Below are 16,776 nucleotides of genomic sequence, written 5' to 3' on the forward strand. Positions count from 1 at the left end.
CGGGGCGGGCCGACGCCTCGTCGCGCACCCGCCCCGGCCCGTCCCCAATCCCAGGGAATCCCATGCGCACCACCCGCGTGACGCTCGCGGCCCTCGTGGCCGCCGCCGCGCTCGCCCTCACCGCCTGCCAAGGCTCCCCCGCGCCGCAGGACAGCGCGGTCGCGGAGGTCAACGCCCCGCAGAAGAGCAAGCCCGGCACGGTCCTCGACCGCCCCTTCGAGAAGCCCGACCTGGTGCTCACCGGCACCGACGGCAAGCCCTGGAGCCTGCGCGAGCAGACCAAGGGCAAGCCGACCCTCATCTACTTCGGGTACACCAACTGCCCCGACGTGTGCCCGCTGACCATGAGCAACATCGCCGTGGCCAAGAAGGCGCTGCCGAAGGCCGACCAGGAGAACCTGCGGGTCGTCTTCGTCACCACCGACCCCGACCGGGACACCCCCGAGTCCCTCGGGTCCTGGCTCCGCGCCCAGGACCCCTCCTTCATCGGGCTGACCGGCGACTTCGCCACCATCCAGGCGGGCGCCCGCAAGCTCGGCATCGGCATCGAGCCCGCCAAGAAGGAGGCCAACGGCGACGTGGTCTCCATGCACGGAGCCCAGGTCATCGCGTTCTCGCCGAAGACCGACGAGGGCTACGTCCTCTACGGCGAGGGAACGACCGTCGAGGACTACACCAAGGACCTTCCGAAGATCTCCAAGGGGGAGAACCCGTGAACCGCCGCACCACCCTCCGTACCCTCGCCGCCGCCGTCTCCCTCGCGGCGGCCGTGACCCTCACCGGCTGCTCCTCCGACGGCGACGCCGCCGCCGCGCCCACCGTGTCCGGGGCCTTCATGCCGCAGCCGGTGAACGACAAGATGGCGGGGGCTTTCATGACCGTCAAGAACGACTCGAAGACCGCGGACAAGCTGGTCTCGGTGACCAGCCCGCTCTCCGACGACGTGCAGATCCACGAGACCAAGGACCAGAAGATGCGGCAGGTCCAGTCGCTGGACCTGCCGGCCGGCGGGGAGCTGAACCTGGCCCGCGGCGGCGACCACATCATGTTCATGGGCCTGAAGAGCACGCCGAAGGTCGGCGACAAGGTCAAGATCGAGTTGAAGTTCGAGAAGGCGGCCCCCGTGACCGTCGAGGTCGAGGTCAAGGAGCGGACCGCCCAGTCCGGTCACTGACCCGCCCGGGTGGGCCCGGACCCGGGCCCACCCTCCGCCGAGCGCATGAGACCGACCGCACACCGACACGGAAACGAGGGACAGACCCGCCATGACGGCCACCGCCCGCGCCCTTCCCCCGGCCCGCGCGCGAGGCGCGGGCTCCGCGTCCGCGCTGCCGCGCCTCGTCCTGGTCCTCGTGGCCCTGCTCGGCAGCCTCTTCCTCGCCGCCTCCCCCGCCTCCGCCCACGCCGCGCTCACCGCGAGCGATCCGGCCGACGGCGCGGTGGTCGCGACCGCCCCCGACCAGATCACCCTCTCCTTCTCGGAGCAGGTGGCCATGGACGACGACTCGATCCGGGTCCTCGACCCGCAGGGCACCCGGGTGGACACCGGCGAGCTGCGGGACATGTGCAGCGGCAACGTGATCCGGTACGGGACCGCGCTGCGGCCCGGACTCGGGAACGGCACCTACACGGTGGCCTGGCAGGCGGTATCCGCCGACAGCCACCCGGTCTCGGGCGCGTTCACCTTCTCCATCGGCGCCCCCTCGGCCACCGACGTGTCGCTGCCCACGCGGGCGGCGGGCGGCGGGCCCGTGGGCGCGGCGTACGAGGTGGCGCGCTTCGTGTCGTACGCGGGCTTCACGGTGCTGGTGGGCGGGGCCGCGTTCATCCTCGTCTGCATGCCGGGCGGGGCCGGGCTGCGTCCGCTCCAGAAGCTGGTGGTGCGGGCCTGGGTCGCGTTGACCGCGGCCACCCTGGCCATGCTCGTGCTGCGCGCGCCGTACACCGGCTCCGGTCGGTTCGCCGACGTCTTCGACCTGGACGGGCTGCGCGCCGTCCTGGGCACCAAGACCGGTGCCTCGTTGGTCTCGCGGCTGCTGCTGCTCGGGGCCGTGGCCCTCTTCCTCGCCGTGCTCTTCGGGGTGTACGCCCGGCGCCGGGCGGCGGCGGAGGAGGCGGGGGCCGGTGGGGAGCGGGACCGCGACCTGCGGGACCTCACCTTCGGGCTGGGGATCGGCGGCGCGGTGGTGGCCGCGGGCATCGCCGCCACCTGGGCCCTCTCGGAGCACGCCTCCACCGGGATCCAGCCCGCGATCGCGATGCCGGTGGACATCCTGCACCTGCTGGCCGTGGCCGCCTGGCTGGGCGGGCTGACCGCGCTGCTGGTCGTGCTGTACCGGGGGCCGGGGATCGAGCGGGAGGCCGTGCGACGGTTCTCCTCCGTGGCCTTCGGCAGCGTGGTGGTCCTGGTCCTGACCGGGATCTACCAGTCCTGGCGGCAGGTGGGCAGTTGGTCCGCGCTGACCGGGACCGACTACGGCCGGCTGTTGTTGCTCAAGATCGGCCTGGTGGTCGTGCTCGTGGGCACCGCGTCGATCTCGCGCCGCTGGACGGCCCGGCTCGCCGAGGCCCCGGCCGCGCGTGTTTCACGTGAAACAGCGCGGGTGGGCGCGGGGGCCCCGGCCGAGGAGGAGACCGCCGAAGCCGCCGAGGAGACCGGGACCGGGACCGGCGGGTCGGTGGATCCGCGCCGGGCCGCGCAGTTGGCACGGCAGCGGGCGGCCCGGGACAAGGCCCGGGAGAAGAAGGACCGCGACTCCGACGGGGAGCGGTCCGGGCTGCGCCGTTCGGTCCTGGTCGAGGCCGGGATCGCGATCGTGCTGCTGGTCGTGACCACGCTGCTGACCACCACCGAGCCGGGGCGCACGGCGGAGAAGGAAGCGGGGCGGACCGGGGCGAGCACCGCCGTCCCGAACCGTCCGGTGAAGATCACCCTGCCCTTCGACACCGGTGGCGCGAACGGCAAGGGCACCGTCCGGGTCGAGCTGGACCCGGGGCGGACCGGGGCCAACACGCTGCACGTGTGGGCGGAGAACCCCCAGGGCGCCCCGATGGACCTCGCGGAGCTGAAGGTCGCCTTCACCCTGCCCGCGAACGAGCTCGGTCCGCTGCCCGCCGTCCCGGACCACCTCGCCCCCGGGCACTGGAGCGCCTCCGGGGTCCGGCTGCCGCTGGCCGGCTCCTGGCGCATCGACGTCACCGTCCGTACCTCCGACATCGACCAGACCACCGTCGACAAGACCGTCAAGATCGGCTGAACCGCGTGACCGACAGCACCCCCGCCCCCGCCCCCCTGGAGATCTCGCGCCGCCGGCTGCTCGGCACCGTCGGCGCGGCCGGTGTGACCGGGGTGGCCCTCGGCGCCACCGGCGGCGCCCTGATCGGCTCGGCCCTCGACGGGGAAGCCCCCGCCGGGGCGGCCGGGGCGGCCGGTTCCCTGGCCTCCCTGGGGGCCACGAAGGTCGCCTTCCACGGGACTCGGCAGCCGGGGATCACCACCCCGATGCAGGCCAAGGGGCATCTGGTCGCCTTCGACCTCGCCCCGGGAGCGGGCCGCAAGGAGGCGGCGGCCCTGCTGCGCCGCTGGTCCGAGACGGCCCGTCGACTGATGGACGGGGAGACCGCGCCGCACGAGGACACCGGGGTCGCGTTGGACGCGGGTCCGTCCTCCCTCACCGTGACCTTCGGTTTCGGCCGGAGCTTCTTCGACCGGACCGGGCTGGCGGACCGTCGGCCGACCGCCCTGGACCCGCTCCCGCAGTTCTCGGCCGACGCCCTCGACGCGGCGCGCGGCGAGGGGGACCTGTGGGTGCAGATCGGGGCCGACGACGGGCTCGTCGCCTTCCACGCGCTGCGCGCCCTCCAGAAGGACGCGGGCGCGGCGGCGCGGGTGCGCTGGCAGAGCAACGGCTTCAACCGGACGCCCGGGGCCACCGCCCGGCCCATGACGGCGCGCAACCTGATGGGCCAGGTGGACGGGACCGGCAACCCCAAGCCCTCGGAGCCCGATTTCGAACGGCGGGTCTTCGTCCCGGACGCCGGTCCCGGGCCGGCGGCGCACGCGTGGATGGGCGGCGGCTCGTACGTGGTGTTCCGGCGGATCCGGATGCTGCTGGACCAGTGGGAGGAGCGCTCCCTGGCGGAGCAGGAGCGGGTCATCGGCCGGCGGAAGGCCGACGGCGCGCCGTTGACCGGCGGGGAGGAGAGCACCGAGCTCGCCCTCGACAAGCTCGGCTCCGACGGCAAGCCGGTGATCCCCTCGAACGCGCACGCGCGGATCTCGGCCCCGGAGCAGAACGGCGGGGCCGCGATGTTGCGGCGGCCCTTCTCCTTCCACGACGGGATCGCCGCCGACGGGACCCCGGACGCGGGACTGCTGTTCCTGTGCTGGCAGGCGGACCCGCTGCGCGGGTTCGTGCCCGTGCAGCGGAAGCTGGACCGGGGCGACGCCCTGTCGGCCTTCCTGCGGCACGAGGCCAGTGGGCTGTACGCGGTGCCGCCCGGGGCGCCGACCGGGGAGTACGTGGGGCAGCGCCTGCTCGAAGGGTGAACACCTCCGGTGCGGGTGCGTCCGGCGGCATAGGCTGAGTCCATGTCAGCCACCCGTTTCACGTATCTCGGTCCCGCCGGCACCTTCACGGAGGCGGCGCTGCGCACCCTGCCCGAAGCCGCGACCCGGGAGCTGGTGCCGATGGTCTCGGTGCCGGCCGCGTTGGACGCGGTGCGGGCCGGGGAGGCCGCGGCGGCGCTGGTGCCGATCGAGAACTCGGTGGAGGGCGGGGTCACGGCGACCCTGGACGAGCTGGCGGCGGGCGAGCCGTTGATGATCTACCGCGAGGTGGTGCTGCCGATCGCCTTCGCGCTGCTGGTGCGCCCGGGCACCTCGTTGAGCGAGGTCAAGACGGTCACGGGGCACCCGGTGGCCCAGCCGCAGGTCCGCAACTGGCTGCGCGCCCACCTGCCCGACGCGGTGTGGGAGTCGGCGGCCTCAAACGCGGACGGGGCCCGGCTGGTGCAGGAGGGCCGCTTCGACGCGGCCTTCGCGGGCGAGTTCGCGGCCGCCACCTACGGGCTGGAGCCTCTGGTCACGGAGATCCACGACGCCGAGAACGCGGAGACCCGCTTCGTGCTGGTGGGCCGGCCGGCCCGGCCCGCGGCGCCGACCGGGGCGGACAAGACCTCGGTGGTGCTGTGGCTGCGGGAGGACCACCCGGGTGCGCTGCTGGAGCTGCTCCAGGAGTTCGCGGTCCGCGGGGTGAACCTGATGCTGATCCAGTCCCGCCCCACGGGTGAGGGGATCGGGAACTACTGCTTCGCCGTGGACGCCGAGGGCCACGTGGCCGACCGCCGGGTGGGGGAGGCGCTGATGGGGCTGCGGCGGATCTGCCCGCAGATCCGGTTCCTCGGGTCCTATCCCCGGGCCGGCGTCGCACAGAGTGACGTTCGGCCCCCTCGGATCGGGACTTCGGACGCGGAGTTCGCGGCGGCGGCGGACTGGCTGACGCGTTCCCTGGACGGACGGGTCTGAGGTTGTCCCCAGAGTTATCCACAGGTTCGGTGGACAACCTGGGGACAAGTCGACAGGTCGCCCGGATCCTGTCGACAAGTCGGCTCTGTCACCGGGTGTCGCGTGGGGGCTCCGTCGAGGCCCGGAGCCGACCGAAACCGGCATACCCACCCATGAGAACCACGCATTACCACCCGAATGAGTGTCTGAGCGGGGTTTGAACCATGTTTTCCCCGGGTCGAGAGTCGATCGGCAATGATCGCTTTCGACATCCACAGTTCCGCTTCCAAGCCTGTGGACAACTGCCGCGTTCCCGAAGATCCCTGTGGACAAACCACAGCTCAACGGGGGCGAAATCGGCCGTTCCACCGGCTTGAATCCTCCCCCTGTTCCCGGGTTTCCCCCGGAAATCCACACCCCTCGGAATGCCGCCGGGGCCGATCGCATTCCTGATCGACGCATCCCGCGAAGGCCCCGATCGTGGGTTTTGCATTCTCGGCAATCGGGACAAAGCGACACGCAGCGTGATATCGGTGTGATCCCCCAAGGGGCGGACCGGTAGCCTGGAGGGGTGATTGACCTCCGGCTGCTCCGTGAAGACCCCGACCGTGTCCGCGCCTCGCAGCGCGCCCGTGGAGAGGACGTCGCCCTCGTCGACTCCCTCCTCTCCGCCGACGAGCGCCGCAGGTCCGCGGGATCCCGCTTCGACGAACTGCGCAACGAGCAGAAGTCCCTGGGCAAGCTGATCCCCAAGGCGACCCCGGAGGAGCGCGCGGAGCTGCTGACCCGCGCCGACCAGCTCAAGACGGACGTGAAGGCCGCCGAGGCCGAGCAGAACGAGGCGGACGAGACCGCCAAGGCCCTGCTGCTGCGCCTGGGCAACCTGGTCCACCCCGAGGTCCCGATCGGCGGCGAGGAGGACTTCGCCCTGCTGGAGACCCACGGCACCATCCGCGACTTCGCCGCCGAGGGCTTCGAGCCCAAGGACCACCTCGAACTCGGCGAGGCACTGCGTGCCATCGACGTGGAGCGCGGGGCCAAGGTCTCGGGCTCGCGCTTCTACTACCTGACCGGCGTCGGCGCCCTGCTGGAGCTGGCCCTGGTCAACGCGGCCATCGCGCAGGCCACCGAGGCCGGGTTCATCCCCATGCTCACCCCGGCCCTGGTCCGCCCCAAGGCCATGGAGGGCACCGGCTTCCTCGGCCAGGCCGCCGAGAACGTCTACCACCTGGAGAAGGACGACTACTACCTGGTCGGCACCTCCGAGGTCCCCCTCGCCGCGTACCACATGGACGAGATCATCGAGGCGGACCAGCTCCCGCTGCGCTACGCCGGGTTCTCCCCCTGCTTCCGCCGCGAGGCCGGCACCTACGGCAAGGACACCCGCGGCATCTTCCGCGTCCACCAGTTCGACAAGGTGGAGATGTTCTCCTACGTCGCCCCGGAGGAGGCCGAGGCCGAGCACCGGCGCCTGCTGGAGTGGGAGAAGCAGTGGCTGACCTCCCTCGGCCTGCCGTTCCGCGTGATCGACGTGGCCACCGGTGACCTGGGCGCCTCCGCCTCCCGCAAGTTCGACTGCGAGGCGTGGATCCCCACCCAGGGCAAGTACCGCGAGCTGACCTCCGCCTCCAACTGCGACGGCTTCCAGGCCCGCCGGCTCTCCGTCCGGGTCCGCGAGACCGGCGAGGGCGGCAAGAAGACCACCCGCCCGCTGTCCACCCTCAACGGCACCCTGTGCGCCGTGCCGCGCACCATCGTGGCGCTGCTGGAGAACCACCAGCAGGCCGACGGTTCGGTCCGCGTGCCCGAGGTGCTGCGTCCGTACCTGGGCGGCCGCGAGGTACTGGAGCCGGTCGCCAAGTGAGCACGGCCCCGTTCCCGTACAAGCTCGTCGCCACCGACCTCGACGGCACGCTGCTGCGCTCCGACGACACCGTCTCGGAGCGCACCCGCGAGGCCCTCGTGGCCGCCTGCGCGGCCGGCGCCGCGCACATCGTGGTCACCGGCCGGTCCGTGCCCTGGACCCGGCACATCCTCGACGACCTCGGCTACCGGGGCATCGCGGTCTGCGGCCAGGGCGCCCAGATCTACGACGCGGGCGCCGGCCGGCTGCTGACCTCGGTCACCCTCGACCGTCAGCTCGCCGGACTGGCCCTGGCGAAGATAGAGGCCGAGGTCGGCTCGGTGGCCCTTGCGGCGAGCCGGGACGGGGTCGACGGCGAGGTCCTGTTCGGGCCCGGGTACCGGGTGCAGGAAGGGCTGCCGGCGCTCTACCTGGAGGACACCTCCGAGGTCTGGAGCGCCCCGCTCAACAAGCTCTACATCCAGCACGCCGAGCTGGACGACGACGCGCTGGCCAAGGCCGCCCGTGAGGTCGTCGGCAACCTGGTCGACATCGTGATGGCCGGGCCCGGGATCGTGGAGATCCTGCCGCTGGGCCTGAGCAAGGCCACCGGTCTCTCGCTGGCCGCGCGCCGGCTCGGGGTCAAGGCCGCCGACACCATCGCCTTCGGCGACATGCCCAACGACATCCCGATGTTCGGCTGGGCCGCGCACGGGGTGGCGATGGCCAACGCCCACGCCGACCTCAAGGCGATCGCGGACGAGGTCACCACCTCGAACGAGGAGGACGGCATCGCCGTGGTCCTGGAGCGCCTGCTCGGCGCCGCCTGAGCGAGAACGGACGGGAAGAGGTCCGGATCGGCCCGCGCCCACAGGCGCGCTCGAAGTGGCCGGTCCGGACCTCTCGTTTCTCCCCGCGGCTCCACTCTGCTCCTTCGGCCGGCCGGTCGCCGGCCATTTTCCGACGGGTCGGCTCAGGGTGTTTCACGTGAAACACCGGTCGCTGTTTCACGTGAAACACGCTTCTTGGCGAGGCGGCGGCCCGGGGCGTGGGGACCGCGCGGCCGGCGGGTCAGCGGCCAGGCCAGCAGGCCCACCGAGAGGGCGATCGCGTGCCCGAGGTCGGTGAAGGCCGCCCCGCCGACCAGCGGGATCCCGAAGAAGGCCACCGCCCCGACCAGGTAGAACCAGCGCCAGGGCCGGGGCAGTCGGTAGGTGAGCACCCCGACGGCCCCCGCCAGCCCGTAACTGACCCCGATGTCGACCACGTGCGCCATGCTCTTCGGGGCCCGGTGCGCCTCGATCGCGAGCGAGACCACCTTCTGGCTGATCAGGGTCGCCGTGATGTGCGCGGTGGCCACCACCGCCAGCCAGCGCAGGGTGCCCAGCCAGCGCTCGGTGGTGGCGTGGAAGAGCTGGAAGAGCAGCAGGTAGAGCGGGAGCGAGGCCGGGTTCTCGATCCAGAAGGCGCTGGCGAGCAGGGCCCGGAAGGGGTGGTGGACGAGCTGGTGGATGTTGCTGCTGTTGCGGTGCATCAGCCACTGGTCCACCCGGTCGGGGGCCACGAGGACGATCAGGCTCGTGACGGCGATGGCCACCAGCCACAGCTGCGTACCGGGACTGGAGCGGATCCAGGAGCGCACCGGACGCGCGGGTTCGGGCTCGCGCGGTGTCGACATGTACCGATCCTCGCGCGCACGCGCGCGCCCCGCCCGGCCGGGGGGCCGAGCGGGGCGTGACGTCCGCGTCCTCACGGGTGCGCGGGGCTCACTCCTCGCCGGCGAGGCTGAGCCGGCGGAGCTTCTGCCCGGCGTAGGCGGTGGCGCCCACCGTGACCACGACGAGCAGGATCACGGCGGTGGGCAGGCCGACGCTCGCGTTCACGAAGCCGTCCCCCGCGATCCGGTCCGCCACCGACAGGGACCACTGCTGGACGCTGAGGGTCTTGGCGCCCTCGACCAGGCTGCCGAAGAGGGACTCCCAGATCAGGGCGTAGACCAGGCCGAAGACCACGGCGTGCCGGCTGACCGTGCCCAGGAGCAGGAAGAGCGCGCTGTAGGCCACGGAGGCGATCAGGGCCGCGATCATGTAGGCCACGGCGATCTGCTGGCCGTTGCCGTTCAGGATGAACCCGGCGATCAGGGTCGGGATCGCGGAGAAGGCCATGGTGACGGCGATGGCGACGATCAGCTTGGTCATGATGATCGTCGGGCGGTTCACCGGCTTGGCGAGCAGGTAGACGATCGAGCCGTCGTCGATCTCCGGGCCGATGGCGCCGGTGCCGGCGATCACACCGATCAGCGGGACCATCGTGGCCAGGGCGAAGCCGCCGAGGAAGTCGGCGGCGACCTTGTCGTCGCCGCCGGTGAACAGGCGGACGGCCACGGCGATCGCGATCAGGACGACCGGGAGCCCGAAGAGGATCAGGGCCCGACGGCGGCCGAGGAGAGCGCGGTAGGTGAGCCGCGCGACGGTGGGTTCGTACATGGGGTTCGGGCTCCTTTCAGGCCGTGACGAGGTAGGAGAAGACCGACTCGAGGGACTCGTCCGAGGGCGAGACCGTGAGCAGTCGGATGCCGTGGGTCCGGGCGATCCGGGGCAGCAGTTCGGTGAAGCGGCCGAAGTCCACGGCCTGTACCCGCAGCGCGCCCTCCTTGTGGTCCACCTCGATGCCGGCGGTGGAGGGGTCGGCGATCAGGGCCGCGGCCAGGGCCCGGTCGTCGGAGGAGCGGATCAGGTAGCGGTGGGGGCGGTCGGTCATCAGCCGCCGGATCCTGCGGAAGTCGCCGGAGGCCGCGTGCCGGCCCGCGACGATCACCTCGATGTGGGAGGCGAGCTGTTCCACCTCCTCCAGGATGTGGGAGGAGAAGAGCACGGTGCGCCCGCTCTCGCCCATCCGCCGCAGCAGGTCCATGAGCTGCATCCGCTGGCGCGGGTCCATGCCGTTGAAGGGCTCGTCGAGGAGGAGCACGGCCGGGTCGTGGACGAGGGCGGAGGCCATCTTCACGCGTTGGCGCATGCCCTTGGAATAGCCGGAGATCTTCCGGTCCTGGGCGTACTCCATCTCGACGGTGGCCAGCGCGCGCCGGGCGGCGGCCTCGTCGAGCCCGTGCAGCTCGGCGTTGGCCAGGACGAACTCCCAGCCGGTGAGGAAGTCGTACATGGCCTCGCGCTCGGGGACCACGCCGATCTTCTTGTAGACCGATTCGTTGCGCCAGATCGGCTCCCCGTCCAGGGTGACGGTGCCGGTGGAGGGGGGCAGGAAGCCGCCCATCATGTTGATGAGGGTGGACTTGCCGGCGCCGTTGGGGCCGAGCAGTCCGGTCACGCCGGGGCCGATCCGCATGGTGACGTCGTTGACGGCGACGACGTTGCCGAACCAGCGCGAGGTGTGGTCGATGTCGATGGTACTCACAGGCCGGCCCTCCGGTAGCGGGCCATCAGCGCGGCGTAGGAGCCGATCACGAGGCCGATGACGACCAGCAGGTAGACGATTCCGACGCCCGCGCCCGGGCCGCCGCCGCCGGGGAAGGCGGAGGTCGCGCCGAGGAAGGCAGTCTGGACCCCGTCGATCAGGGTGATCGGCGAGAAGAGTCCGAGCCATTCCACGGCGCCGGCGTTGCCGGTGGAGTAGGCGATGGCCTGGACGGTGGAGACGGCGCCGTAGGGGATCAGGAGCATCGCGATCACGGCGGCGACGCCGAAGCCGCGCCGGGGGGTGAGCGCGGCCATCACCAGGCCGAGGCCGGCGAAGAGGAGGGAGAGCAGCAGCACGGACACCAGTCCCTGACCGAAGCCCTTCGTCTGGTCGCCGAAGTCGAACTTCGCGAGCAGGGCCCCGATGTACATGATCAGCAGGGGGGTCGCGGTGAGGACGGCGAGCGCGGTGAACATGGCGGCGAACTTGGCGAGGACGTAGTCCACGCGTTCGATGGGCCGGGAGAAGTACAGCGGCACGGTCCGGAAGCGCAGGTCCCGCGAGACCGACTGCGGCGCCTGGGAGGCCAGGAAGAGCCCGATGATCACCTGGGTGGTCAGGGCGTAGGTGGTGTACTTCAGCGGCAGGTCGGAGGAGCCGGGGATCGCGATGGCCACCGCGACGATGATGAGCGCGGGCACGCACATCACGCCGAAGAGGATCATCGGGAGGATCTTCGACTTGGCCGAGCGGCCCAGCCCGTAGGCCCCGCGCAGGGACTGCGTGTAGAGGGAGCGGCGGGCGTAGGCGCGGCCGAGGCGGGCGCCCTCGTAGGAGCGGTAGCCGATGTTGTGGATGCGGGACGAGGTGTCAGGCGACGCCATCGGTGCCGACTCCCTTCGCGAGGGCGGCGGAGGGCGCGTGGGCCTCGGCCTGCGGGGTGCGGAAGACCTCGGCGATGTGGTGCCGGCGCTGTTCCATGCGGACCAGGCCGAGTCCGAGGTCGGCGACGAGGTCGCGGACGGTGTCGTGGGTGGACTCGCCGACGGCCTCCACGAGGAGGATGTGGCCGGCTCCCGGCAGTCCCTGCTCGGAGGTGGTCTCCAGGGTGACGCCGGCGGCGAGCAGCGCGCGGCGCAGGGCCTCGGTGCCGTCGGGGTGGGCGTCGGAGTCGGTGACCTCGACGGCGAGGGTGGTGGTGGTCTGGGTGAAGTCGCTGGTGGAGCTGGAGCGCAGCAGTCGGCCGCCGTCCACGACCACGACGTGGTCACAGGTGCGTTCGAGTTCGCCGAGCAGGTGCGAGGTGACCAGGACCGAGATCCCGAAGTCGGTGTGGACGCGCCGGATCAGGTCCAGCATCTCGTCGCGGCCGACCGGGTCGAGGCCGTTGGTGGGCTCGTCCAGCAGGACCAGCTGGGGGTCGTGCACGAGGGCCTGGGCCAGTTTGACCCGCTGCTTCATGCCGGTGGAGTATCCGCCGATGGGGCGGTAGCGCTCCTCGTAGAGGCCGACGTGGCGCAGGGTGTCGGCGGTCCGTTCGCGGGCGGCGGTGGCCGGCAGTCCGGACATCCGGGCCATGTGGACGACGAACTCGGTGGCCGAGACGTCCGGGGGCAGGGCGTCGTGCTCGGGCATGTAGCCCACCCGCTCGCGGATGGCGCTGCCGTGGGTCGCGACGTCGAGGCCGAGCACGGCGGCGCGGCCCTCGGTGGCGGGGGACAGGCCCAGCAGGATCTTGATGAGCGTGGACTTGCCCGCTCCATTGGCGCCCACGAGGCCGGTCACCCCGGGGCCGATGTCGAGGGTGAGCCGGTCGAGGGCGGTCACTCGGGGGTACCGCTTGCTCAGGCTTTCGGTCGCGATGACAGTCACGGGTTCGACGGTAGTGGCGAAAGACCCGCGGTTCGTCAGACCAGAAGCGTGCCTGTGTCTCCGCCTTCAGGACTACACGCCCTTACGGGAGGACTACACGCGGCGGGGGTGGGGATCAGGGGCGCGGGTCGAGGGTGCGGCTCGGGGCGCGGGTCGGGGCGCGGGGGGAGTCGCGCGTTTCGGGGCGAAGGTTGTCCACAAGGCGCTGGTTTTCCACAGGTACACGCATCCCCCTTGACGTGCACGCCGGGCATTGTCACATTCATCGGTGTCAAGTTACGGGCGCGTACGGCTACGGGAGACGGGCGGCTGTGTGATGGCTGGGGACAGGCGGGGAACGACGGTCGGGGCGGGGGCGGGGATGCCCGCGGCGGCCGAGTTGGAGGGTTTCCGGGAGGTCCAGCGGTTGGCGTACGCCTGCGCGGAGGCGGTGGCGGCCCGGTTGCGGCCGGGGGTCACCGAGCGCGAGGCGGCCCGGATGCAGCGGGAGTGGCTGCGGGAGCGGGGGGTGCGGGACTGGTTCCACCTGCCGTTCGCGTGGTTCGGGGACCGCACGGCCTTCGAGAACTTCCGGATCCCGCTCCAGTTCTTCCCGACCAACCGCGCGCTGGAGCCGGGGATGCCCTTCATCCTCGACATGGCGCCGGTGTACCGGGGGTACACGGCCGACGTGGGGTACTCCGGGGTGCTCGGGCCCAGTCCGCTGCACGACCGCCTGGTCGCCGACCTCCGGGTGCACCGGGAGCTGATCCTGGAGCAGGTGCGGGCCCGGCGTTCGCTGCGCGAGATCTACCGGAACGTGGAGGTGCTGATGACCCGGCAGGGCTACGCCAACCGGCACCGGGCGTATCCGTTCGGGGTGATCGCGCACAAGGTGGACCGGGTGCGGGAGCGGCGGTTCGCGCCCACGGCGTTCGGGTTCGGGACCCAGTCCCTCAAGGGACTCGCGAGCGACGCCCTGCACGGTCACCGTGAGGGCTGGTCCCCGCTGTGGAGCCCGTACCGGTTCTCCGACCACCCGCCGACCCCCGGGTTGTGGGCGGTCGAACCGCACCTGGGGTTCCGGGGGGTGGGGGCCAAGTTCGAGGAGATCCTCGTGGTGACCGATTCGCGGGACCCCGAGGAGAGCGCGTTCTGGTTGGACGACGACCTGCCGCACGTGCGGCGCTGGGCCGAGGCCGAGGAGACGGTGGCATGAGCGGGAACGGGAGCGGGGAGACCCGCTGGTGGCCGGGGGCGACCCGGCGGCAGGTGCGCACGGGCGGGGTCGAGCTGTGCGTGGTGGAGCTGGGGGCGCCGGCCCCGGACCGGCCCACGGTGGTGTTGGTGCACGGCTACCCCGACACCAAGGAGGTGTGGTCGGAGGTGGCCGAGCGGCTCGCCGACCGCTTCCACGTGGTCGCGTACGACGTGCGCGGGCACGGGGGCTCGGCGGCGCCCGAGCCGCTGCGCGGCGGGTTCACGCTGGAGAAGCTGACGGACGACTTCCTCGCGGTGGTCGACGCGGTGAGCCCGGACCGGCCGGTGCACCTGGTGGGCCACGACTGGGGCTCGGTGCAGGGCTGGGAGTTCGCGACGGTACGTCGCACGGAGGGGCGGATCGCCTCGTTCACCTCGATCTCGGGGCCCTCGCTGGACCACTTCGGGCACTGGATCAAGAAGCGGATGACGCGGCCCACCCCGCGTCGGACCGCGCAGTTGCTGGGCCAGGGCGCCAAGTCCTGGTACGTGTACGCGCTGCACACCCCGGCCCTGCCGGAGCTGGCCTGGCGGGGGCCGCTGGGCAGGCGGTGGCCGGCGATCCTGGGCCGCTTGGAGGGGACCCGGGAGGCCGGGTACCCGACCGCGTCGCTGCCCTCGGACGCGGCGCGCGGGGCGTGGTTGTACCGGGACAACGTGCGGGCGCGGCTGCGCCGGCCGCGCGCGGACGCGTTCGCGCACGTCCCGGTGCAGTTGATCACCCCGACCGGGGACGCGTTCCTCTCCGAGCGGCTCTACGACGACCTGGGCGACTGGGTGCCGGAGCTGACCCGGCGCACCCTGCCGGCGCGGCACTGGGTGCCCCGTACCCGGCCGGACCAGGTGGCCTCGTGGATCGGGGAGTTCGTGGCGGCGCACGAACGGCGGCCGGCGCCTGCGGGAGGGCTGCCGGCGGCTCCGAAGGGGCCCTGGGCGGAGCGGTTCGCCGGGCAGTTGGTGCTGGTGACGGGCGCGGCGAGCGGGATCGGGCGGGCCACGGTGTTCGCGTTCGCGGAGGCCAGGGCCCGGGTGATCGCGGTGGACATGGACGCGGAGGGCGCGCGGCGGACGGCGGAGCTGTCCCGGCTGGTGGGCGCTCCGCAGGCGTGGGCGGAGTGCGTGGACGTCTCGGACGAGGCGGCCATGGAGAAGCTCGCGGCGAAGGTGGCGGCCGAGTACGGGGTGGTGGACGTCCTCGTCAACAACGCCGGCATCGGGCTCTCGGGCCCGTTCCTGGAGACCTCCTCGGAGGACTGGCGGCGGGTGTTGGACGTGAACCTGTGGGGAGTGATCCACGGGTGCCGGATCTTCGGCCGGCAGATGGCCGAGCGGGGGCAGGGCGGACACATCGTCAACACGGCCTCGGCGGCCGCGTACCTGCCCTCGCGGGTGCTGCCCGCGTACAGCACCTCGAAGGCCGCGGTGCTGATGCTCTCCGAGTGCCTGCGCGCGGAGCTCGCGGACCGGTCGATCGGGGTCTCGGCGATCTGCCCGGGGATCGTGAACACCAACATCACGGCGACCTCGCGGTTCGTGGGGGTGGACGCGACGGAGGAGCGGCGGCGACAGGAGCGCAGTTCACGGCTGTACGCGCTGCGGGCCTTCCCGCCGGAGAAGGTGGCCGAGGCGGTGCTGCGGGCGGTGGTCCGCAACGAGGCCGTGGTGCCGGTGACCCCCGAGTCGAAGGGTGCCCGGGCCCTGTCGCGGTGGGCTCCCGGGGTGCTGCGGTTCCTGGCGAAACGGGAGGCGCGGATCTGAGGGATCGGCCGGGGCACGGCCATACCGGGCCCCGGTCGCCGGCCGTACCATCCCTCGCGGGAGGTCCGGCGGCCGACCCGGCCGCTCCCGGTGGGGAACCGGCCGCCGTCACAGGGAGTGGAATGTCCGAACAGGCAGCACCGACCGAGTACCGCATCGAGGACTTGGCGCACCACAGCGGGGCGACGGTGCGCACGATCCGGGCCTATCAGGATCGCGGCCTGTTGCCGAGGCCGGAGCGGCGCGGCCGGGCCAACGTGTACGGCACCGCGCACCTGGCCCGGTTGCGGCAGATCGCGGACCTGCTGGACCGGGGCTACACCCTGGCCTCGATCAAGGAGCTGTTCCAGGCATGGGACAGCGGTCGGGGTCTGGGCGGGGTGCTGGGGCTGGTCGCGGAGGTGCACGCGCCGTGGACGGACGAGCAGGCCGACCGGATCTCGCGGGAGGAGCTGGATCGGCGGTTCGGCGGGCGGCCGGACGACCGGGCGGTGGCCGAGGCGTGCGAATTGGGGGTGCTGGAGCCGGTGCCGGGCCGGGCGGACGAGTTCCTGGTGCCCTCGCCCACGGAGTTGGCGGTGGCGGCGGAGCTGTACGAGGCGGGGGTGCCGTTGGGGGCCATCACCGGGCACCTTCGGGAGTTGCGCGGGCAGGTGGAGCTCATCGCCTCCCGGTTCCTGGAGTTCACGACCGAGCACGTCTTCGCCCGCTACCTGGGGCCGTTGCCCGAGGACCCGGGGCCGGAGGGGGAGGTGCCGGTGTTGAGCGAGGCGGCGGCCACGGAGGCGGCGGCGATGGTGCGCCGGCTGCGGCCGTTGGCGCAGCAGACCGTGGACGCCGAGCTGGCGCGGGCGATGGGCCTGTACGCGAGCCGGCACCTGCACCGACACCTGGTCGCGGGCGGGGGCCAGGGACCGGGGCCGGCCGGTCCGGCGCCGGTGTCCCTGCCCGCCGAGACGGTGTCGGCGGTGCGGGAGCTGGTGGGGGCGGAGCACGTGGCGGCGTTCGTGCGGGCCGCCACCGAACGCGAGGTGCAGGCGCGCACGATGAACGCGCTCGCCGGGCGGGCCCCGGATGCCTGAGCCGGCCGCCGTCCGGACGCCCGGTCCGGAGATCGGTGCGCGCGGGAGGGGGCGTGCCC

At 72.5% G+C, this 16,776-nt stretch carries 15 protein-coding genes; 10 read left to right on the forward strand and 5 right to left on the reverse strand.

Annotation, left to right across the window (positions count from 1 at the left end; all coding sequences use genetic code 11):
• The first annotated feature begins 62 nt into the window (after positions 1 to 62).
• The 7 genes from ACN20G_RS12020 (at position 63) to ACN20G_RS12050 (ending at position 8,179) form a co-directional block, all read left to right on the forward strand.
• Positions 63 to 716, forward strand: coding sequence for an SCO family protein (locus ACN20G_RS12020; protein ID WP_424212740.1), 654 nt, complete (start codon positions 63 to 65; stop codon positions 714 to 716).
• The gene (locus ACN20G_RS12025; protein ID WP_424212741.1) at positions 713 to 1,174 is read left to right on the forward strand and encodes a copper chaperone PCu(A)C; all 462 of its coding nucleotides are present in this window, start codon (positions 713 to 715) and stop codon (positions 1,172 to 1,174) included. The genes ACN20G_RS12020 and ACN20G_RS12025 overlap by 4 nt, the downstream gene beginning before the upstream one ends.
• A 91-nt stretch (positions 1,175 to 1,265) precedes the next feature.
• On the forward strand, positions 1,266 to 3,257 hold the full coding sequence (locus tag ACN20G_RS12030; RefSeq protein WP_424212742.1) for a copper resistance CopC/CopD family protein: 1,992 nt from the start codon (positions 1,266 to 1,268) through the stop codon (positions 3,255 to 3,257).
• A 5-nt stretch (positions 3,258 to 3,262) separates the two neighbouring features.
• Positions 3,263 to 4,549: an iron uptake transporter deferrochelatase/peroxidase subunit gene (gene efeB, locus ACN20G_RS12035; protein ID WP_424212743.1), complete on the forward strand. Its 1,287-nt coding sequence runs from the start codon at positions 3,263 to 3,265 to the stop codon at positions 4,547 to 4,549.
• Positions 4,550 to 4,591: 42 nt separating this feature from the next.
• Complete coding sequence (gene pheA, locus ACN20G_RS12040; RefSeq protein WP_424212744.1) at positions 4,592 to 5,527, forward strand: prephenate dehydratase; 936 nt, start codon at positions 4,592 to 4,594, stop codon at positions 5,525 to 5,527.
• A 550-nt stretch (positions 5,528 to 6,077) separates the two neighbouring features.
• Positions 6,078 to 7,370, forward strand: coding sequence for a serine--tRNA ligase (serS, locus tag ACN20G_RS12045; protein ID WP_424212745.1), 1,293 nt, complete (start codon positions 6,078 to 6,080; stop codon positions 7,368 to 7,370).
• Entirely contained in the window at positions 7,367 to 8,179 is an 813-nt protein-coding gene (locus tag ACN20G_RS12050; protein ID WP_424212746.1) for an HAD family hydrolase, read from the forward strand. Before serS ends, ACN20G_RS12050 begins: the two co-directional genes overlap by 4 nt.
• A 143-nt stretch (positions 8,180 to 8,322) precedes the next feature.
• On the opposite strand, the gene ACN20G_RS12055 is transcribed toward ACN20G_RS12050, so the two are convergent.
• From ACN20G_RS12055 to ACN20G_RS12075, 5 genes are all read right to left on the reverse strand, one after another.
• Positions 8,323 to 9,027: a rhomboid-like protein gene (locus ACN20G_RS12055; RefSeq protein WP_424212747.1), complete on the reverse strand. Its 705-nt coding sequence runs from the start codon at positions 9,025 to 9,027 to the stop codon at positions 8,323 to 8,325.
• A gap of 88 nt (positions 9,028 to 9,115) precedes the next feature.
• On the reverse strand, positions 9,116 to 9,835 hold the full coding sequence (locus ACN20G_RS12060; protein ID WP_424212748.1) for an ABC transporter permease: 720 nt from the start codon (positions 9,833 to 9,835) through the stop codon (positions 9,116 to 9,118).
• 16 nt (positions 9,836 to 9,851) lie between these two features.
• Positions 9,852 to 10,763 (reverse strand): ABC transporter ATP-binding protein, encoded by a 912-nt coding sequence (locus tag ACN20G_RS12065; protein ID WP_424212749.1) that lies wholly within the window; start codon positions 10,761 to 10,763, stop codon positions 9,852 to 9,854.
• Entirely contained in the window at positions 10,760 to 11,650 is an 891-nt protein-coding gene (locus ACN20G_RS12070; RefSeq protein WP_424212750.1) for an ABC transporter permease, read from the reverse strand. Before ACN20G_RS12070 ends, ACN20G_RS12065 begins: the two co-directional genes overlap by 4 nt.
• Positions 11,637 to 12,638 (reverse strand): ABC transporter ATP-binding protein, encoded by a 1,002-nt coding sequence (locus ACN20G_RS12075; protein WP_424212751.1) that lies wholly within the window; start codon positions 12,636 to 12,638, stop codon positions 11,637 to 11,639. Before ACN20G_RS12075 ends, ACN20G_RS12070 begins: the two co-directional genes overlap by 14 nt.
• A 361-nt stretch (positions 12,639 to 12,999) precedes the next feature.
• On the opposite strand from ACN20G_RS12075, the gene ACN20G_RS12080 reads away from it, so the two are divergent.
• The 3 genes from ACN20G_RS12080 to ACN20G_RS12090 all read left to right on the forward strand — a co-directional run bounded on the left by ACN20G_RS12080 (position 13,000) and on the right by ACN20G_RS12090 (position 16,717).
• A complete protein-coding gene (locus ACN20G_RS12080) occupies positions 13,000 to 13,836 on the forward strand; it encodes a M24 family metallopeptidase (protein ID WP_424212752.1) in 837 nt (278 codons plus the stop codon).
• The gene (locus ACN20G_RS12085; protein WP_424212753.1) at positions 13,833 to 15,635 is read left to right on the forward strand and encodes an SDR family oxidoreductase; all 1,803 of its coding nucleotides are present in this window, start codon (positions 13,833 to 13,835) and stop codon (positions 15,633 to 15,635) included. Before ACN20G_RS12080 ends, ACN20G_RS12085 begins: the two co-directional genes overlap by 4 nt.
• A 122-nt stretch (positions 15,636 to 15,757) precedes the next feature.
• Positions 15,758 to 16,717, forward strand: coding sequence for a MerR family transcriptional regulator (locus tag ACN20G_RS12090; RefSeq protein ID WP_424212754.1), 960 nt, complete (start codon positions 15,758 to 15,760; stop codon positions 16,715 to 16,717).
• The last annotated feature ends 59 nt before the right edge of the window (positions 16,718 to 16,776 follow it).

The sequence above is a fragment of the Streptomyces dryopteridis genome, from assembly GCF_049606955.1.
In the GTDB taxonomy this organism is placed as follows: domain Bacteria; phylum Actinomycetota; class Actinomycetes; order Streptomycetales; family Streptomycetaceae; genus Streptomyces.